This is a genomic window from Devosia sp., from assembly GCF_035944845.1.
Lineage (GTDB): Bacteria > Pseudomonadota > Alphaproteobacteria > Rhizobiales > Devosiaceae > Devosia_A.
Genome location: NZ_DASZAW010000091.1, coordinates 63,180 through 81,172, shown reverse-complemented (window position 1 = coordinate 81,172; position 17,993 = coordinate 63,180). Strand labels below are relative to the sequence as shown.

Below are 17,993 nucleotides of genomic sequence, written 5' to 3'. Positions count from 1 at the left end.
CAGAAGAAAGATCCCCCTTTTTCGAGGCGCGAATCCCCGAAATGGCCCAGTCCCAACTCCATCCCGCCCTCCTATGCAAAGGCCAGGGAATCAGACCGAAACCCTCTCTTCAACAACGATGTGTGCATGTCGTAGCCCTTGGGGGAGAGGGTTGGGGTGAGGGGGCCTTGCCGCAAACACCGAGCGTGGGAAAGGCCCCCTCACCCGACGCTTCGCGTCGACCTCTCCCCCAAGGGAGAGGTGATCCGGTGCTCGACCTCAACAGGAGGCGAATGCCGCCAGTGCCGCGCCGATCAAACACGCCGTCGGCCCGAACTTCGCCGGCACGATCTCGACCGCCTTCGACAGCCCCAATGCCTCGCGCCGCGCCGCAACTCGGGCGGGCGCAAGCAGCCGGTCGCCCAGCGCCAGCACGCCGCCGGCCACCACGATGATCTCGGCATCGACCACATTGTTGGCGCTGCCGAGCACCGCGCCGAGTGCCTCGGCTGCTTCGGCAATCACCGACTGCGCCTCGGCATCGTCCGCCTCGGCCAGGGCCGCGATCTCGCGCAGGATCCGCTGCTGCCCGGTACGCCGCGCGTACTCGATCTCCATCGCCGTACCGCTGGCATAGGCCTCGAGATGGTCGGTGCCGCCGCAGGGGCATGGTCGGCCCTGCCGCAATGGCGACAGGTGATGGCCGACACTGCCGGCAATACCATAGGCGCCACGCTCAACCTGGCCGTTCCGCACCAGCGAACCGCCGACCCCGGTGCCGAGCGCCACGATCAGCGCCGAGCGCTTGCCGCGGGCGGCGCCGAGCACGCCCTCGCAGAGCCCCGATGCTTGCACGTCGTTGAGCACCGTCACCGGCATGCCCAGTTCTTCGCTGAGCCGCTGCTGCAACTGCGTTCCCGCCCAGCCGCTGAGATGATCGGTGGCCGAGGTGATTTCGCCCTGCTCGCCGACGACACCGGCGGTGCCGACGCCGCAGCGGCTGACTGACGACGGTGCGTCCGCCAGGACTTCCTTCGCCAATGTGGCGACAGCAGCGATGATCGCTTCTGCCCCCTGGCGCGCCGGGGTCGAAACCTGCCGGCTCGTAACGATGGTGCCTTGGGCATCGACCAGCCCGACAAGGATCTTGGTGCCGCCGATATCGACGGCGAGGACCACCTCGCTCACTTCAGCGCACCGGTGGCGATGCCGCCGATGAAGTAGCGCTGGAACACCAGGAAGATCAGGAAGGCCGGCAGCGTGAACAGCACGCATGACGCCATCAGCGGTCCCCATTGCACGCCATGCTGGCCAAGGAATGAGTAGAGCCCGATCGACAGCGTGTAGCTCTCCTCCTCGTTGAGATAGATCAGCGGATAGAGGAAATCCGTCCAGGCCCAGACGAACTGGAACACCGCCGAGGTGATCAGCGCCGGCCGCGCGATGGGCAGCACGATCGACCAGTAGATGCGGAACTCCGACGCGCCATCGACCTTGGCCGCCTCGATCAGCTCGTCCGGCACGCTCAAGAGGAACTGCCGGATCAGGAAGATGAAGAACGGCGTTCCGAGAAAGGCCGGGATCACCAGCGGCAGGATGGTCCCGGTAAGGCCGACCTTGTTCCACATCATGTAGATCGGAATGAGCGTCACCTGCGGCGGCAACATCATGGTGGCGAGCACCATGATGAAGAGCAGGTTCCGCCCCTTCCAGCGCAGCTTCGACAACGAGTAGGCGACGAGCGGCGATACCAGCACCGTGCCGAGCACGCTGAGGCCGGCGATCACCACGGTATTGAGGAGGAACCGGAAGAACGGGATCTGCGTCAGCGCCCCGACGAAATGCTCGAGCGTCCAGCTGCGCGGCAACAGCTCCGGCGGCGCCATGAAGATTTCGTCCGAGACCTTGAACGCCGTGGTCAGCATGACGACGAACGGAAAGACGAACACCCCGGCGAGGAGCAGCACCAGCGCATAGCGGTAGATGGTCATCAGCCAGCCGAAGCGGCCGCCGACCGGCACGCGCTCGCCCAGCGCGGCGCCCTGATACTCAGCGGTTGTCATAGAACACCCACTTCTTGGCCGACCACAGGATCAGCAGGGTAATGCCCAGCGTCACGAACAGCAGCACCCAGGCCATCGCCGAGGCGTAGCCCATCTTCAAAAAGGTGAAGCCGTTCTGGAACAGGTAGATCGAGTAGCTCAGCATCGAGTCGCCCGGCCCGGTCGCGGTCTGCGTGCCGAGCCCCGGATCCTTCGACAGGACGAACGGCTGGGTGAACACCTGCAGGAAGGCGATGATCAGGACGATCACCTGGAACAGCGTCACCGGCGAGATCATCGGCCAGGTGATGTGCCAGAACCGGCGCAGCGGCCCTGCCCCATCCAGTTCGGCGGCCTCGTAGAGCTCCTGCGGCACATTCTTCAATGCCGCGAGGTAGATCAGCATGGTGCCGCCCACCGTCCACAGCATCAGGACGATCACCGAGATGCCGCCCCAGCTGGCATCGAGCAGCCAGTTGGGCTGCGGGATACGGAACCAGCGCAGGATCTCGTTGACGAAACCATACTGCGCGTTGAGCAGCCAGCGCCAGAGAAAGCCTGCGGCCACGGCCGGGACGATCGACGGCAGGTAAACCAGCGCCCGCCACAGCGGCTGGCCCTTGAGCTTCTGGTTGAGGATGTGGGCTCCGGCGATCGAGATGGCGATATCCACCGGCACGCCGACAAAGGTGAAGAACAGCGTGTTGTAGAGGCTCTTCCAGAACTTGGCGTCCGAGATCATCCGCTCGTAATTGGCGAGCCCCACCCATTTGGGCGCCTTGAACAGGCTGAAATCGGTGAGGCTGTAATAGCCCGAGGCAAGGATCGGCCACAGGTAGAGCACCAGGAAGCCGATGATGAATGGCGAGGCGAAGGCCAGGCCCTTGAGAAGGGCCCGGCCGGTCGGTTCGCTCTGTCTCGAACGCGCTACTGACAACGGTCTTACTGCGAGTAGGAGCCGGTACGGTCGGCAACGGCCTGGAGCGCCGCTTCCGGAGTCTGTGCGCCCTGCAGCACCGAGTCGAATGCGGACGCGAGGTCGGCATTGTATTCGGCCATGTAGAGCGCCGGCGGCAGGCCATGCGTATTGGGGTTCTTCAGCGCGTCGAGCCACACCTTGAAGTTCGGCAGGTCGTCATAGGTGGCGCTGTCGACCAGCGACAGGCGGCCCGGCAGGTTCGCCAGCACGTGGCTGAACTTTTCCATCGCCGGCGGGCTGATCAGGTACTTGAGGAACTCGCCCGCCGCTTCCTTGTTCGGCGTATTGGTCGGAATGAACAGCGTCGAGACGTCCGCCCAGGTCGAGCCGTTGAGCTCCGGCGTCTTGCCCGGCACCGGCACCACGCCCCAGTCCATCCCGGCTTCGGTATTGAACTTCGACCGCCACTCGCCTTCGAACACCATGGCAATCTTGCCCTGCTTGAACGAGTCCTGGTCCGACATGTAGGGGCCGAAGCCAGCGACGAACTTGTTGTAGGCCGCGGGGGTCACCGGCGCCACCACGTTGTCGAAGTAGAACTTCACGCCTTCGACGAACCCCGGATCGGTCGGCGTCGGCTTGCCGTCGCGGTTCCAGTCGCCGCCATGTGCATAGCCGAGCGTCTTCAGGCCGGCCGAAATGTCGGTGAGCCCGAGGCCGAGCTGGGTGACATTGCCCTCGGCATCCACCTTGGTCAGCTTCTTGATGGCGTCGGCGAGCTCGGCCATCGAAGTCGGCGGGGTGACGCCGGCTTCATCGAGCAGCTTCTTGTTGTAGACCAGCTGGAAATTGTGCGTGGCGATCGGCACCGAGTAGAGCGTCCCGTCGACCACCAGCTGCTTCATGATGCTCTCGGGGAAATCCGAGGTATCGAGGCCGAATTCGTCCAGCGGCAACAGGATGCCCTGGTTCGACCACGAGGCGATGTTCGAGGCGAAATTGTCGGAGATGTCGAAGGCGCCCTTGGCGCTCGACATCGAGGCCAGCTGCTTGGTCATGTCGGGGCTCGACACGCCCTTGACCACGATCTTGTCCTGGCTGGCGTTGAAATCGGTGATGATCTGTTCGAGCGCCGCGCCCTCGGCGCCGCCCCACAGATACGAGAAGGTGATCTCGGTCTTGTCCTGCGCATAGGCGCCGGCGACCGCGCCGAACATCATGACCGCGCCGAGCGCCGTCGACATCGCGGCATGCGCCGCACGAGCTTGAGCTTTCCGCTCCATCCTGAATTCTCCCTTGGCTACATGCCGTCAAATGGTGTAGCCCAATTTTTGAAAGCTCGTCAACACGGCGTCACATTCGAGTTGAAATGCACGCATTCAGGCACAATTGGAGTATACCACTCACTTGCCGACCGATTGGAAGCTGTGCTTTGATGCGCGCTAGAGCGAGATCAGGAAAGGTTGCGGACCTTTCCGGTTCGATCTCGTGACGACAAACAAGGACTTGGAGTGCGATTCAACGAAACGCACTCCTGCTCCAAGTGGGAGGAAATCCGATTCATGGCTGAGACCACCGGAAACGGTCGCGTGGGCACCAAGGGCGCCCAGTTGCGGAGCTATCTGCTCGGCCTGATCGAGGGCGAGCTGCAGCCGCACGAAAAGCTGCCCACCGAGCGCGACCTGGCCGAGACCTTCGGCGTCACCCGCCTGACGGTGCGGCGCGCCCTCGACCAGCTCGGTTACGAAGGCCGGGTCTACCGCACCCAGGGCGCTGGCACCTTCGTCTCCGAGCCGCGCATCGCCAAGTCGGTGGAGCTGACCTCGTTCACCCAGGACATGCGGGCGCGCGGCCTCGTTCCCGGTTCGCTCGATACGGTCGTCGAGGAAATCCCAGCCGGTGCCGAGATCGGGGCGCGGCTGGCGCTGAGCCCGCGCGATCTCGTCGCCCATATCTCGCGCGTCCGCACCGCCGACGGCGAGCCGATGTGTATCGAGAACACCTATGTGCCGGCCAAGCTCGCGCCCGGCCTCGCAGCGCGCGGCATCACCGGTTCGCTCTACCAGATGCTGACCGAGACCTATCACCTGAAGATCGAAAAGGCCGAGCAGTCGATCCACGCCACCGTGCTCGATCCGCCGCTCGCCAAGCTCCTCGGTGTTCCCGAGTTCTCGCCCGCCTTCAAGGTGCTGCGCGTCGCCTATGATATCAAGAACCAGCGCATCGAGTATGCCGAAAGCGTCTATCGCGCCGACCGCTACTCCTACGATTTCGTCATCTTCCGCAGTACCAGAGACACCAATTGACGACCGACCAGCGCGCCCTCTCCCTCGCGTTCCTTCCCCTCGACGAGCGTCCGGTCAATATCGGCCTCGTCGCCGGGATCGCCGCCATTGCCGGCGCCACCCTGGTGCTGCCGCCCGCCGAACTGCTGCCCCAGCTGCGCCAGCCCGGCAATGCCGAGCGCCTCGGCCGCTGGCTCGAAAGCACCGCGCCCAGCACCGATGCGGTGATCGCATCGCTCGATATGCTCTGCTATGGCGGCCTGATCGCTGCCCGCACCACTACCGACAGCACACTCGATGCCCTCACCCGGCTCGAGGTGCTGCGCCGCCTCCACGCCAGCCACCCGGACTTGCCGCTCTGCGCCGTGTCGCTGGTGATGCGCGCCTCCAACTCCTACAACCCGCAGGAAGAACCCGATTACTGGGCCCGGCACGGCATGGAGTTGCATAAGCTGGGCGCGCTGCACCACCGCGACCTGCTCGAAACCCTTGGCGCCCGCCATGCCGGAAATGCCGAGGCGCTTGCTGTCCTTCGCGCTGCGCTCCCCGGCGAAATCGTCGCCGATTTCGAACGCCGGCGGCTGAGCAACCATCACGTCAACCTCGAAGCCATCGCACTCGCCTCCGAAGGAGTCATCGACCCGCTGCTGATCACCGCCGACGACACCGCCGAACATTCGGCCGGCTCGGCCGAGCAGGTGTGGCTGAAGCAGTGGTCCAAGGTCCTGCCGATAGCGGGCGAGGTGCTGATGTACCCGGGCGCCGACGAAGTGGCGGCCGTGCTGGTGGCGCGCCAGCTCGGCGCCCGCCTCGGCATCACCCCGCGCTTCACTGTCGAATGCGCCGATCCGCCGGGCATGCAGCGCATCGCCAAATACGAGAACAGCCCGATGCATGAGGCGGTCGATCGCCAGCTCCGCGCCTCGGGCTCGGTGACGGTCACCGACCCCGGGGCCATGGCGCTCGTCGTCCACGCACCCGATCCCAGGCGTCGCGACCATTGCGGCATGGTGGTCGAAAAGTCCGGTAACGGACACGACGGCGCCCAGTCTATCTTCGATGCCGAGGATGCCGCCGAGGCCAGCAAGACCGCCGACCTCATCGCCAACCTGCTGGCCGCCGGCCGCGAGGTAGCGCTTGCAGACCTCCGCTACTCGAACGGCGCCGATCCGCTGCTGATCGAACAACTGCATCGCCGCGGCATCCTGCTCCGGCTCGTCGCCTATGGCGGCTGGAACACCGCCGGCAATGCGCTCGGCTCGGTCGTCGCCGCGGCAGCGGCGATCCAGATCGGCCGCGCCGCCGGTACGCTCGATCCTGCTGCCGCCCGCCGCGTGCTGCTGCACCGGCTGATCGAGGATTTTGCCTATATGACCGATGCTCGCCGGCCGCTGAACGCCGGGGTCTACACCTTCCCGAACCGAACTGAGGAGGCAGCGGCCGAAACCAGCATCGGCGCCGCCCTCGACACCACCCTGAAGCGCCTCACCGGGCGGGACGACCTCGGCATCACCCAGGTCCGCTTCCCCTGGCACCGCAGCTTCGAAGTCGACTTCACCATCGCCGGGGATCTCTCGTGACTAGCCCTACCCTGCTCCAGCGCCTCGAGCGCCGGCTGATCGTTTCCTCGCAGGCGATGAACCCGAAAAGCCCGCTGCGCCGGCGGCCGGATATCCTGGCGCTGCTCGCCGAAACGGCCGAACTCGGCGGCGCCGGCGGCTTCCGCCTCAACGGCGCCGATGTCGTCGGCCTGCTGCGGCCGCGCACCAGCCTGCCGATCATCGGCATCGTCAAGGACACCCGCGAAGGCTTCGACAACTATATCACCACCTCCAGCGCCGACGCCGAGGCGCTGTGTGCAGCGGGCGCCGACATCGTCGCCATCCAGGCCACGTCGGGCACCCGGCCGGGCGAGAGTTTTGCCCAGATCGCCGCCACCGCCCACCGCCTCGGGAAGCTGGTGATGGCCGATATCGCGACCCTCGACGAAGCGCGCCAGGCCGCCGCCGAGGGCGCCGACCTCATCGCCACCACCATGGTCGGCCATACCGCGCTTTCCGAGGGCGTGGCCCGCCCGCCCTTCGATCTGGTGTCCGAGATCGTCGCGGCGCTCGACGTGCCGCTGGTGGTCGAAGGCGGCATCTGGACCCCCGAGCACGTCGCCGCCTCGTTCCAGCGTGGCGCCTTCGCCGTGGTCTGCGGCTCGGCCATCACGGCGCCCGATATCATCACCGAGCGGCTGGTGGCGGCGATCCCGGATCGATAGTTCAGAGTGCTTGGCGCCCCTCGCCCTAACCCTCTCCCCAGAGGGGCGAGGGGACGCACTTTGCACCGGCGGTGCCCCTATCGCCCCCTCGCCCCTCTGGGGAGAGGGCGGGGGGTGAGGGGCGCCAAGCACACCGTTTGGGGACAAGTCGAAACTACACTGCAAACAGCGTTGCCCCGATGAAGCGATCCGTGTCCGCCCCGTAATTGTAATAGTACGCCGTCAGCAGCTTCCCATCGGGACGCACCACGGTGCGCGGGTAGCCGAGATCGGCCACCCCGCCATCGTCGCGCAAGACGATATCGTCACTCCAGGTCTCGCCCTCGTCGCTGCTGACCCTGGCGCGCATGCCATAGGGCGCGTCGCGATAGCCATAGACCAGCACCAGTCGGCCATCGGTCAGGCGATTGATGGTGGGCGGGTTGCTGTTATGGCCGACGCGCGGCACGGGGGTGCCGACATGCCGCCAGCTCTTGCCCGCGTCGCTCGAGCGATAGAGGTCGATCCACGCCCGGCGCTCAGGCCCGCGCGGCGCCGCACAGCGGACGAAAGTGAGGATGTCACCACCGGGCAGCCGCAGCGACGCCGGCATGATGGCAAAGCCCTCCGGCTCGTCGCCGACAAAGCTCTCGAACGCAAAGCTCTTGCCGCCATCGCGGGTGCGCGCCGCAAAGACCTGGCCCTCGTCGCCATTAGCCTTCACCGCCGTGAGCAGGAACAGCGCGTCATGCTGGCCGAGCGGCACGATATCGGTGCGCGCCGACACTCCCGGCAGGCCGAAATCCCCCAGCCGATACGGACCCTGCCAGCTTCTGGCGCGGTCACGGCTGACATAGAACCAGCTGATCGACCCGCGATCGAGCCCGGTGCGGGCGCACATCACGATGGTCTCGGGGTCGGTGAAATCGATCGGCTGGTCGAGCGCCGGAATATCGCGCTCGACCACGATATTGGGTTGGCTCTGCAGCGCCTCGATCACGTGCTCGTCGCCCGACAGCGACGTGCCACCCGGGATCGTGCCGGTGAACGGCTCGTCAACCCAGGTCAGCCCGCCATCGAAGCTGCGCGCCTGCCGGCCGATGAACGGCCGTGTCTTGTCGCGCGCATGGAGGCTCTCCTGTTCCCCTCGAAACCCCTGCGAGAAGACCACCACCACTTCGTCGCCCCAGATCCACATGCCGTAATTGGCCGGCCAGGCGACGAACTCGCCCGCCTTGCGGTAGATTTCGAGGTGCTGGGTCATGGTCAAATCTCCGTCGGGCCCCAAGGGTCATAGTGAGCGAGCCGGCTCGCAAATGGGTGGGGGAAGCGTCAGCCCTTGACGCCGCTGGTGACTGCGCCGTCGATGACGTAGCGCTGCGCGAACAGGAAGACGATGATCACCGGCAGGGTGATGAGCGTCGCCATCGCCATCACCACGTTCCAGCGCGCATCGGGGCCGCTCTGCAACAACTGCAACCCGATCTGCAGTGTCGCCATCTCGCGCTGCGAGGTGAGGATCAGCGGCCAGATGAAGTCGTTCCAGGCGCTCTGAAAGCTCAGCACCCCCAGCACTGCCATGGCCGGCCGCGCCAGCGGCAACAGGATGCGCCAGAAGATGGTGAAGGTCTTGGCGCCATCGAGCCGCGCCGATTCCTCGTACTCGACGGGGATGCGCGAGAAGAACTGCCGCATCATGAAGATGCCGAACGGCGTCGCCGCGGTGGGGAGGATCATCCCCCAATAGGTGTTCAGCAGCCCGGTGCCGCCATTGCCCAGCCAGTCATTGCCGCCGGCAAAGGGGATGCGCTGCACGATCAGGAATACCGGCACGATCTGGCTCTGCGCCGGCACCATCAAGAGGCCGACCACCAGCGCGAAGATCAGGTTCTTGCCCTTGAACTGCATGCGCGCCAGGGCGTAGCCGGCAAGCGCGCAGAACACCATGTTGGAGGCGGTCGAGCCGAGCGCGAACACCAGGCTGTTGATCAGCTGCCGCCCGGTATCCGGCCCGGCAATGGCGTCGATATAGTTCTGCCAGACGAGGCTGTTGGGGATGAAGTTGGGCGGAAACTGGAAGGTCTCGGCATCGGTCTTGAACGAGGTCGACACCATCCACAGGAACGGCGTGATCGTCGCAAGCGCCGCAAAGATCAGGAGGCCATAGCCGATCGCCCGCTCGGCCAGCGGCCACCAGCGTTGCTGGAAGGACATGGCGGGAACGGCCGGTGCCGTGGTCTGCGCGATCTCGCTCATGACTCACCCCGCCGTATGATCTTGGTGCCGATGATCGAGAACAAGAGGATCGCGAGGAACAGCACGGTCGACATCGCCGCCGCATAGCCGAACTCGGTGTAGCCGAAGGCGGTCTGGTACATCTGGAACACGATGGTTTCGGTGGAGCCGAGCGGCCCGCCATTGGTCATCACATAGATCGCGCCGAACACCTGGAAGGTCTGCACGATCAGGATGATCATCAGGTAGAAGGTGACGTTGCTGAGCATCGGCACGGTGATGCGAAAGAAGATGTCCTTGGTCTTGGCCCCATCGAGCCGCGCCGCCTCGTAGATGTCCCTGGGGATATCCTGCAAGCCGGCGAGATAAATGATCATCGCGGTGCCGAAGTCGCGCCAGATCGCCATGACGATCAGCGAGGTCATCGCGAGGTTCGGGCTCTGCAGCCATGGCTGTGGCGGCAGCCCGAGCTGGGTCAGCGTCCCGTTGATCGGGCCCGAATAGGGTTCATAGACATACATCCACACCACCGCCGCGGCGATCAGCGAGGTGAGCACCGGCAGGTAGAAAATGGTGCGAAAGACGATGCGACCGCGCAACTTGCCGTTGAGCGCCACCGCCGCGAGCAGTCCCAGCGCCATGGTTGGCAGCGTCACCCCCACGGTATAGTAGGCGGTGTTGCCCACCGCCTGGCGGAAGCGGCCGTCCGACACCAGTTTGACGTAGTTGTCGAACCAGACGAAGTTGGTCGGCCTCAGGAACGAGATGTCGGTGAGGCTCATCACCACTGTCGCTGCCGCGGGGAGCAGCAGCGACAGAAACAGGATGATCAGGGCCGGCGTCAGGAAGGCATAGGCGCTCCAGTTCTGCGTGAAGCTTTGTGGCCGTCGGGCCAGAGCCGTGCTCGATTGCAGCGCCATAATCCCTCCTTAGCGGCCGAGAACCGCGATCACCTCGGCCTCGGCGGCCTTCAGCGCTTCCTCGGCGGTGACGCGCTTGAACAGCGTCTCCTGCACGGCGCGGGCGATGATCGTCACCATGCGCGAGAAGGCCGGGATGGCGGCCGCCTTGGGTGGTGCAAAGCTCGCAGTCTTGACGAACTTGGCGAGGAAGGGATCGGCCTGCACCGCCGGATCCTGCTGCGCCGCCTTCAGCACCGGCACGTTCTTGGAAGCCAATGCGAACGCCACCTGCTGCTCGTGCGTCAGTGCGAACTCGACGAAGCTCAGCGCCGCTTCCTGGTTCGGCGAGGCCTTGGTGACGGCGAAGCTGAACGGATCCACCAGCGAGGTGAAGCCACCATCCTTCATCGGGATCGGCAGCACGTCGAACTCGATGCCGGCCTTCAGCGCATTGTTGGTCGAGTAGTTGCCGGCAATGATCATCGCCGCGCGGCCCTGGTTCATCGGGCTCGCCGAGCCGCCTGGCCCGAGGCCGAAGCCGAGATCGGTGACCTTGTCGGTGTGCAGCAGCTCGAACATGAAGTTGACCGCCGCGAGGCCCTCGGGGCCACCGAAGGCCGGGGCCGTCAGGTCGTCATTGAACAGCGTGCCGCCGGCGCCCTGCAGCAGCAGGGTGAAGATTTCCCAGGTCTCGAGATCGTTGTGGAACATGCTGAGACCGGCGACTTCGAGCAGGCCGCTCTCCTGCCGCTTGGTGAGCGCTTTGGCCCACTCGCGCAGCTCGGCCCAGTTCTGCGGCCCCTTTTCGGCATCGAGCCCGGCTTCCGTCACATATTTGCGGTTGACGCCGAGGCCGCGCGACGTGCCGTAAAGCGGCACCGACACCTGTTGGCCGCCGATATTGCCATAGGCGAGGAGCGAGCCGTCGAGATCGTCGAAGTTCACGTTGGCGAGGCCCGCCTTGAGGTCGGCCAGCTTGTCGCCGGTCGAATAGGTGAGCGTGTAGTCCCAGTGCTGGATGAACAGGTCCGGCGCCGTATTGCCGTTGATGGCGGTGAGGATCTTCTCGTTGAGCTGGCTCGGCTCGGCGAACAGGCTCGAATTGAGTGCGATTTCCGGATGCGCCGTCTTGAACGCCGCTTCCAGTGCTTCGCCCGCTGCCTTCTTGCTGCCGGCAAGCTGCGACCAGAACACCAGTTGCTGATCCTGCGCGAAGGCGCGGCCGACGCCGCCGGCGGCGGTGATGGCCAGCGTGCTGGCGGCGGCGCCGAACAGGAACTGCCGGCGGTTGGATTTGAAGGTCATCTCGTTACTCCCTTGTGAGCGCGCCAGCGGAGGCATGGTCCTCCTCCTCCGGGGCGAGCGGTGAAATCAGTCGCGGTGTCCGCGGGCTTCGCCCGCGGCGTCGAACAGGTGGATCTGCTTCAGCGGCACATGGATGCCGAGCGGCGCATCGGCAGCGATTGCCGGGTCGCCATTGAACAGGGCGGTGATCATCCGGCCGCCCAACTCGCCATAGACGATGGTGTGGAGTCCCAACCGCTCGACGGTGCGCGGGGTGATGCTGAGCGTCAGCGCCGGTTCTGTCGGCGCAACAGTCGTGATTGCTTCGGGCCGGATGCCGATCGTTGCGTCGCCACCGATCGCGAAGCCGGAGGCGACGCCCGCCAGCGCCAGCTGCCCGACCCCGGGCACCTCGAGCAGCACGTTTTCGCCTTCGTGTCCCGTCACCTTCGCGGCCAGAAAGTTCATCGGCGGGCTGCCGATAAAGCCGGCAACGAACAGGTTGGCCGGCCGGTGATAGAGCTCCATCGGCTTGCCGACCTGCTCGACCTTGCCGGCATTGAGCACCACGATGCGGTCGGCCATGGTCATGGCTTCGAGCTGGTCGTGCGTGACATAGACCATGGTGGAGCCGAGCCGCTTGTGCAGTTGCGTCAGCTCCGAGCGCATCTCCATGCGCAGCGCCGCGTCGAGGTTCGACAGCGGCTCGTCCATCAGGAAGATTTCGGGCTTGCGGACGATGGCGCGAGCGATCGCCACGCGCTGCCGCTGACCGCCAGAGAGTTTCGCCGGCTTGTCCTGCAGCCGCGTCGTCAGTTGCACGGTCGCCGCGGCCTTGGCCACCTCGTCTCGAATCTCGGCCTTCGAGCGCCTCTCCATCTGCAGCGGAAAGGCGATGTTTTCGAACACGCTCATATGCGGGTAGAGTGCATAGGACTGGAACACCATGGCCACCGGCCGCTCGCCGGCCTGCCGTGCCGTCATGTCCTTGTCGCCGATGGCGACGGTACCGCCGCTGACCGGATCGAGCCCGGCGATCAGGCGCAAGAGGGTCGACTTACCGCAGCCGGACGGGCCGACAAAGACGGCGAACTCGCCATCCTCGATGGCGAGCGACACATCCTTTACCGCCTCGAACGTCCCGTAGGTCTTCGAGACATTCTGAAGTTGCAGTTCGGCCAACGGCGCCCTCCCAGCATGCACGTCCTACCGGCTAGCGTGGTGGCGTTACGCCGCCGTCATCCCTCGCCGATGGATTGACCTTGCAACAGAATCCGGCTCGTGTAAACACATAGATTGAACAACTACTCCATCTGGTGATTGTATCAGTGACACAAGAACTCATAGCCGCCTCTAAAGCCAGCAATTCCGGGGCTCTCGGCGGCATCGTCGCCGCCTCGCTGACGCCTGTCACTGACACCGGAAGTATCGATATCTCGCGACTTAAGTCGCATTTCGACTGGCTGTTCGCCGCCGGCTGCAGCTACATTTCGCCCTTCGGTTCGACCGGCGAGGGGGCCTCGTTTTCGGTACGCGAGAAGCGGGCGGCGCTGGCCGCACTGCAGCAGGCCGGCGTGCCGATGGACCGGCTGATCCCGGCCTCGATGAGCGCTGCGCTCGATGATGCGGTGGCGACCATCGCCGCAGCCGCCGATCTCGGCTGTCGCGCCGTGCTGATCGCTCCGCCGTTCTATTACGGCGCCACCAGCCAGGACGGCATCGCCGCCTTCTTCGAGGCCGCCGCCAACCGTTTCGGCGGCACCTTTCCGCTCGACGTCGTGCTCTATCACATCCCGGCGATGACCAAGGTTGGCTACGGCGTCGAGCTGGTGCAGCGGCTCGTTGCCCGGCACGGCAAGCGCATCGTCGGCATCAAGGATTCGACCGGCGACCGCGCCCACACGCTGATGCTGGCCAAGACCTTCCCCAATCTCCGCATCTTCACCGGCGATGACCGGGTGCTGCCCGACCTGCTCGCTGCCGGCGGCGCCGGCATGATCGGCGGCCTGCCCAACGTCAACGCCATCGAGCTCTGCCAGTTCTTTGCCGACCCCGCCGGCCCGGCGGCCCAGGGTCTGCGCGACCGGGCCGCAAAACGCATCGTCGCCGTCGACGACCATGGCGGCATCATCGCGTTGAAAGCGGTGAAGGCACGGATCAGCGGCGACGCCGCCTGGATGCGGCCGCTCGAGCCGTTGCTGCCGCTGCCGGACGCTGACGTCACCGCCCTCATTGGCGAGTTCCGGCAGAGCCAATTCCAATTCCCAGGCGAGACGGATTGAGTTAACGCTCAAAAGAAGCGCGAAGGAGGAAACGCGTATGTCGACCAAGGTCCTGACCGCCCCGGCGCGGCGCACGGTGCGTCGGCAACGGACCACGGCCGGCGCCGACAACACGCTCAACCGTCAGACCGCCTACCAGCGCTTCCAGCGCCTGCTGCTTGCCGGCCAGATCCAGCCTGGCCAGAACCTGTCGCAACGCGATCTGGTATCAAAGCTCGGCATTTCGCTGGGCGCCCTGCGCGAGCTGCTGCCACGGCTCGAGGCGGAAAACCTGCTTGCCGTGCTGCCGCAGCGCGGCATCCAGATCACCACCGTCGATCTCCGCATGATCCGCGAATCCTACCAGATGCGCCTCGCCTACGAGCGCGAGGCGACCATTTACGCTATCGAACATGTCAGCGACGAAGCCCTGCAGCAGCAACGCGCGCTGCACGCCTCGATTCTCGAGCGCGCCAGCAGCGGCGGCATCAGCGGCGCCCTGCTCGACGAAGCCCAGAAGATCGACTCCGACTTCCACGATTTCCTCATTGGCGCCACCGGCAACGAGATCCTGATCCAGGCCTATTCGATCAATGCCATCCGCGTCCGCATGATCCAGCTTGACCGCATCCGGCTGAACCCGGTGGTGCTCGCCCCGGCGCTGGCCGACCACCTCGACATCATCGACGCACTGCTGAAACGCGACCGCGCCAAGGCAGAACTGGCCATGGAAACCCATATCCACAACGCCCGGCTGCGCGCGGTGACGTTCTAGTTCCGGCCTCGCAGTCGCCGCTTCCCTTGAGGGGAGGGATTGAGGGGGTGGTTCGGTGACCGCCGATGGACCCCCGCCCCCATCCCCCCATCAAGAGGAGGGGGGTGCGAACGGGCCCGTTCCCGCGCCCACCTTGTTATCGGCGCAATTCATCCCTATATAGCCGCCATACGTTACGGCCATCTTTGGCTTCTGATCTTCCGGCTTGCCGGTTGTTTGGTTCCCCTGAATTGCGAACGTCTAGACCGCCGCCGCGTGTTGCGCCGGAGGAACGAGTGCGTTCGCCACTGGGCGTCCCCTCACAATCGAAAGTATCCGTCATGATCAACGGCACAGTAAAATTCTATAACTCCACCAAAGGCTTCGGCTTCATTGCTCCGAGCGATGGCACCAAGGACGCGTTCGTCCACGCCACTGCGCTGGAAGCAGCCGGCATCTCCGGCCTCGCCGAAGGCCAGCAGGTTACCTATGACCTGCAGAGCGGCCGCGACGGCAAGCTGTCGGCGACCAACCTGCAACTCGCCTGATCGATCCGCCGGGCCCGCCGATCGGGCAGGCCCGGCATACGCCTCCCGCTTCGTGGTCGAGGCGTTTCAACGAGAGGCCCCGCATCTGCTGATGACGGGCCCACAAGAGAACACATGACACATCTGAACTACCAGGCTCGCGCCGAGCTCTATCTCGGTCGCGACTGGCAAACTGCCACGGCCCATGGCCCTCGGGCTTTCCGGGTCGCGGCACACGCCTTGCGCTTCGCCTTCGAGGAAGTTGCGCCCGTCAGCCTGCGCGGCGCCCGCCTCCGGGTCGGTGACCGCGTCTATGCCGGCAGCGCCCTCGAACGCCTCTACCGGAGCGGCGATTACCCGCTGCAACGCAAACCCATTGGCCGCGCCCGCGGCCCCAGCGCCCGAAAGGACACAACGTGGAGACCTTCAACTACACCGCCTCCGCCGAGCTCTATCCCAGCCGCCGCTACGCCAAATCGGCCCGCGAGCAGTACCGCCGCTTCAAGACGGCCGCCGAGGCCATCCAGTACATCGTCGAGGACCGCCCCGCTGCCTGGCTGATCGGCACCTTCCTCGAGGCCGATGGACGCCGTTTCGATGGCGCCGCCATCCGCGCCCTCTACGAGGCCGACGGCTACCCGCTGCAGCGCCAGCAGGCCGCCGCGGCCTAGTACTCAAGCCTCCTTCCCTAATTTCGTTCATGCAGACATCCTCAGGATTATGCTGCATGAATCGGCGCCGCTTCGATGCGGCGCCAGGGGAGAGAGGCCATGAAGAAACTCATTAACGACATTCCGTCGCTGGTTCGCCAGTCGCTCGAAGGCCTCGCCATGCTCCATCCGGGGCTGGCGCTGCTCGGCAGCGAGAACACTCTGGTGCGTTCCGACCTCGCCGAGTTCCTCGAGAGCGGCAAGGTGGCGATCGTCACCGGCGGTGGCGCCGGCCATGAGCCGGCCCATGCCGGCTATATTGGCAAGGGCATGCTCACCGCCGCGGTCAGCGGCGACGTCTTCGCCTCCCCCAGCACCGATGCGGTCTATGCGGCGCTCCGCGCCGTCGCCAGTCCGGCCGGCATCCTCATCATCGTCAAGAACTACACCGGCGACCGGCTGAACTTCGGCCTCGCCGCCGAGATGGCCCGCGCCGACGGTATCCCGGTCGAACTGGTGATCGTCGATGACGACTCGGCCCTGGGCAAAGCCGAACGCACCGCCGGTCGCCGCGGCATTGCCGGCACGGTGTTCGTCCACAAGGTCGCCGGCGCCGCCGCGGAAGCCGGCTTGTCGCTGGGCGAGGTCAAAGCCCGGGCGCTGGCGGCGATCGGTGCCGTCGCCTCGATGGGCGTGGCGCTCTCCCCCTGCACCGTTCCCGCGGCGGGCAAGCCCAACTTCTCGCTCGGCGACGACGAGATGGAACTGGGTCTCGGTATCCATGGCGAAGCCGGTGTGCAGCGCGTCGTCATGCAGCCGGCCCGCCAGGTGGTCGAAACCCTGATCGACACGATCCTCGCCGATCGCAACGTGAGGCGTGGCGACCACGTCGCCCTGCTGGTCAACAATCTCGGCGGCACCGCCCAGATGGAAATGAGCATCGTCGCCCGCGACGCGCTCGAGGTGCTGAAGGCCCGCGGCATCATCGTCGATCGCGGCTATTGCGGCACTTTCCTCACCGCCATCGAGATGACCGGCATTTCGCTGAGCCTCCTCCGCACAGACGCCGGCGTGCTCACGGCGCTCGACGCCCCCACCGCCGCCCCCGTCTGGCCCGGCACGCACGGCCGGCTGCCGCTCGATCCACTCACCACCGTGCCGGCGCCCGAGTTCAGCGCCGACACCACCGCCGGCTCCGGCGCCGCCGCCCCGGCCGAGTTCGTCGCCGCGCTTACCACCGCCTGTCGCGCCGTCATTGAAGCCGAAACCGAGCTGACCGAAATGGACCGCATCGTCGGTGACGGCGATATCGGCCATTCCCTAGCCAGCGGCGCCAACGCATTGCTTGCGCTGTCGCCCGGCTGGACCGGCCGGCCGCTGGATGCGGTGCTGCGCGAGATCGGTCTTGCCCTGCGCAAGAGCATCGGCGGCACCTCAGGCCCGCTCTACGCCGCCTTCGCCATCGCCGCCTCTCAGGCCGTCGCTGACGGCGGACACGACAGCGCCGCTCTCGCCCGCGCCTTCGCGGCCGGAGCGGACGCCATCAAGCGGCTGGGCGGCGCCGACGCTGGCGACCGCACCATGCTCGACGCCCTCATTCCGGCTGCGGCCGCGATGACCCACGGCACCACCAGCGCGCAGCTCACCGCCGCAGCCACGGCCGCCCGTTCCGGCGCCGATCGCACCGCGGCGATGCACCCACGCCGCGGCCGCTCCAGCTATATCGGCGAGCGTGCCCTCGGCCACCCGGATCCGGGCGCCGTCGCCGTTGCGCTGTGGCTGGAGGCTGCCGCGAAAGCTGCCCGCTGACGCCCAGCCGCATTCCCCTGCGACCAGCGATCCCGGTCGCGGGGAAACCATTTCCACTGCTCCACGTTTCGTCGCCAGGCCCGGCACGCCTCAACGAAAAC

General features: G+C 65.9%; 17 protein-coding genes. 8 read left to right on the top strand and 9 right to left on the bottom strand.

The genetic code is table 11. The features are described 5' to 3' along the window. Window positions 1–258: 258 nt before the first annotated feature. The 4 genes from VGV07_RS18340 to VGV07_RS18325 are packed head-to-tail and all read right to left on the bottom strand — an operon-like array spanning window position 259 to window position 4,223. Window positions 259–1,167, bottom strand: coding sequence for an ROK family protein (locus VGV07_RS18340; protein ID WP_326870172.1), 909 nt, complete (start codon window positions 1,165–1,167; stop codon window positions 259–261). After that, window positions 1,164–2,042 (bottom strand): carbohydrate ABC transporter permease, encoded by an 879-nt coding sequence (locus VGV07_RS18335; RefSeq protein ID WP_326870171.1) that lies wholly within the window; start codon window positions 2,040–2,042, stop codon window positions 1,164–1,166. Before VGV07_RS18335 ends, VGV07_RS18340 begins: the two co-directional genes overlap by 4 nt. Next, the gene (locus tag VGV07_RS18330) at window positions 2,029–2,958 is read right to left on the bottom strand and encodes a sugar ABC transporter permease (protein WP_326870170.1); all 930 of its coding nucleotides are present in this window, start codon (window positions 2,956–2,958) and stop codon (window positions 2,029–2,031) included. The genes VGV07_RS18335 and VGV07_RS18330 overlap by 14 nt, the downstream gene beginning before the upstream one ends. Window positions 2,959–2,963: 5 nt before the next feature. Further along, window positions 2,964–4,223 carry an ABC transporter substrate-binding protein gene (locus VGV07_RS18325; protein ID WP_326870169.1) on the bottom strand — a complete coding sequence of 420 codons (1,260 nt, stop codon included), beginning with the start codon at window positions 4,221–4,223 and terminating at the stop codon, window positions 2,964–2,966. A gap of 279 nt (window positions 4,224–4,502) precedes the next feature. On the opposite strand from VGV07_RS18325, the gene VGV07_RS18320 reads away from it, so the two are divergent. The 3 genes from VGV07_RS18320 to VGV07_RS18310 are packed head-to-tail and all read left to right on the top strand — an operon-like array spanning window position 4,503 to window position 7,491. After that, window positions 4,503–5,246: a GntR family transcriptional regulator gene (locus VGV07_RS18320; RefSeq protein WP_326870168.1), complete on the top strand. Its 744-nt coding sequence runs from the start codon at window positions 4,503–4,505 to the stop codon at window positions 5,244–5,246. Beyond that, window positions 5,243–6,805, top strand: a complete 1,563-nt coding sequence (locus VGV07_RS18315) for a DUF4127 family protein (protein WP_326870167.1) — start codon at window positions 5,243–5,245, stop codon at window positions 6,803–6,805. The genes VGV07_RS18320 and VGV07_RS18315 overlap by 4 nt, the downstream gene beginning before the upstream one ends. Continuing rightward, window positions 6,802–7,491 carry a putative N-acetylmannosamine-6-phosphate 2-epimerase gene (locus tag VGV07_RS18310; protein ID WP_326870166.1) on the top strand — a complete coding sequence of 230 codons (690 nt, stop codon included), beginning with the start codon at window positions 6,802–6,804 and terminating at the stop codon, window positions 7,489–7,491. The genes VGV07_RS18315 and VGV07_RS18310 overlap by 4 nt, the downstream gene beginning before the upstream one ends. A gap of 154 nt (window positions 7,492–7,645) precedes the next feature. On the opposite strand, the gene VGV07_RS18305 is transcribed toward VGV07_RS18310, so the two are convergent. The 5 genes from VGV07_RS18305 to VGV07_RS18285 all read right to left on the bottom strand — a co-directional run bounded on the left by VGV07_RS18305 (window position 7,646) and on the right by VGV07_RS18285 (window position 13,073). Then, the gene (locus tag VGV07_RS18305) at window positions 7,646–8,734 is read right to left on the bottom strand and encodes a sialidase family protein (protein ID WP_326870165.1); all 1,089 of its coding nucleotides are present in this window, start codon (window positions 8,732–8,734) and stop codon (window positions 7,646–7,648) included. Between the two features lie 68 nt (window positions 8,735–8,802). Next, window positions 8,803–9,726 (bottom strand): carbohydrate ABC transporter permease, encoded by a 924-nt coding sequence (locus VGV07_RS18300; protein WP_326870164.1) that lies wholly within the window; start codon window positions 9,724–9,726, stop codon window positions 8,803–8,805. Then, window positions 9,723–10,625: a sugar ABC transporter permease gene (locus tag VGV07_RS18295; RefSeq protein WP_326870163.1), complete on the bottom strand. Its 903-nt coding sequence runs from the start codon at window positions 10,623–10,625 to the stop codon at window positions 9,723–9,725. Before VGV07_RS18295 ends, VGV07_RS18300 begins: the two co-directional genes overlap by 4 nt. A gap of 9 nt (window positions 10,626–10,634) precedes the next feature. After that, on the bottom strand, window positions 10,635–11,912 hold the full coding sequence (locus VGV07_RS18290) for an extracellular solute-binding protein (RefSeq protein WP_326870162.1): 1,278 nt from the start codon (window positions 11,910–11,912) through the stop codon (window positions 10,635–10,637). A gap of 66 nt (window positions 11,913–11,978) precedes the next feature. Next, window positions 11,979–13,073 carry an ABC transporter ATP-binding protein gene (locus tag VGV07_RS18285; RefSeq protein WP_326870161.1) on the bottom strand — a complete coding sequence of 365 codons (1,095 nt, stop codon included), beginning with the start codon at window positions 13,071–13,073 and terminating at the stop codon, window positions 11,979–11,981. Window positions 13,074–13,219: 146 nt separating this feature from the next. On the opposite strand from VGV07_RS18285, the gene VGV07_RS18280 reads away from it, so the two are divergent. From VGV07_RS18280 to dhaL, 5 genes are all read left to right on the top strand, one after another. After that, window positions 13,220–14,173: a dihydrodipicolinate synthase family protein gene (locus VGV07_RS18280; protein ID WP_326870160.1), complete on the top strand. Its 954-nt coding sequence runs from the start codon at window positions 13,220–13,222 to the stop codon at window positions 14,171–14,173. 37 nt (window positions 14,174–14,210) lie between these two features. Continuing rightward, complete coding sequence (locus tag VGV07_RS18275) at window positions 14,211–14,927, top strand: GntR family transcriptional regulator (RefSeq protein ID WP_326870159.1); 717 nt, start codon at window positions 14,211–14,213, stop codon at window positions 14,925–14,927. Window positions 14,928–15,247: 320 nt separating this feature from the next. Continuing rightward, a complete protein-coding gene (locus VGV07_RS18270) occupies window positions 15,248–15,454 on the top strand; it encodes a cold-shock protein (protein ID WP_326870173.1) in 207 nt (68 codons plus the stop codon). A 395-nt stretch (window positions 15,455–15,849) separates the two neighbouring features. Next, complete coding sequence (locus VGV07_RS18265) at window positions 15,850–16,104, top strand: hypothetical protein (protein ID WP_326870158.1); 255 nt, start codon at window positions 15,850–15,852, stop codon at window positions 16,102–16,104. A gap of 99 nt (window positions 16,105–16,203) precedes the next feature. Further along, window positions 16,204–17,892 (top strand): dihydroxyacetone kinase subunit DhaL, encoded by a 1,689-nt coding sequence (dhaL, locus tag VGV07_RS18260; RefSeq protein ID WP_326870157.1) that lies wholly within the window; start codon window positions 16,204–16,206, stop codon window positions 17,890–17,892. Window positions 17,893–17,993: the final 101 nt, after the last annotated feature.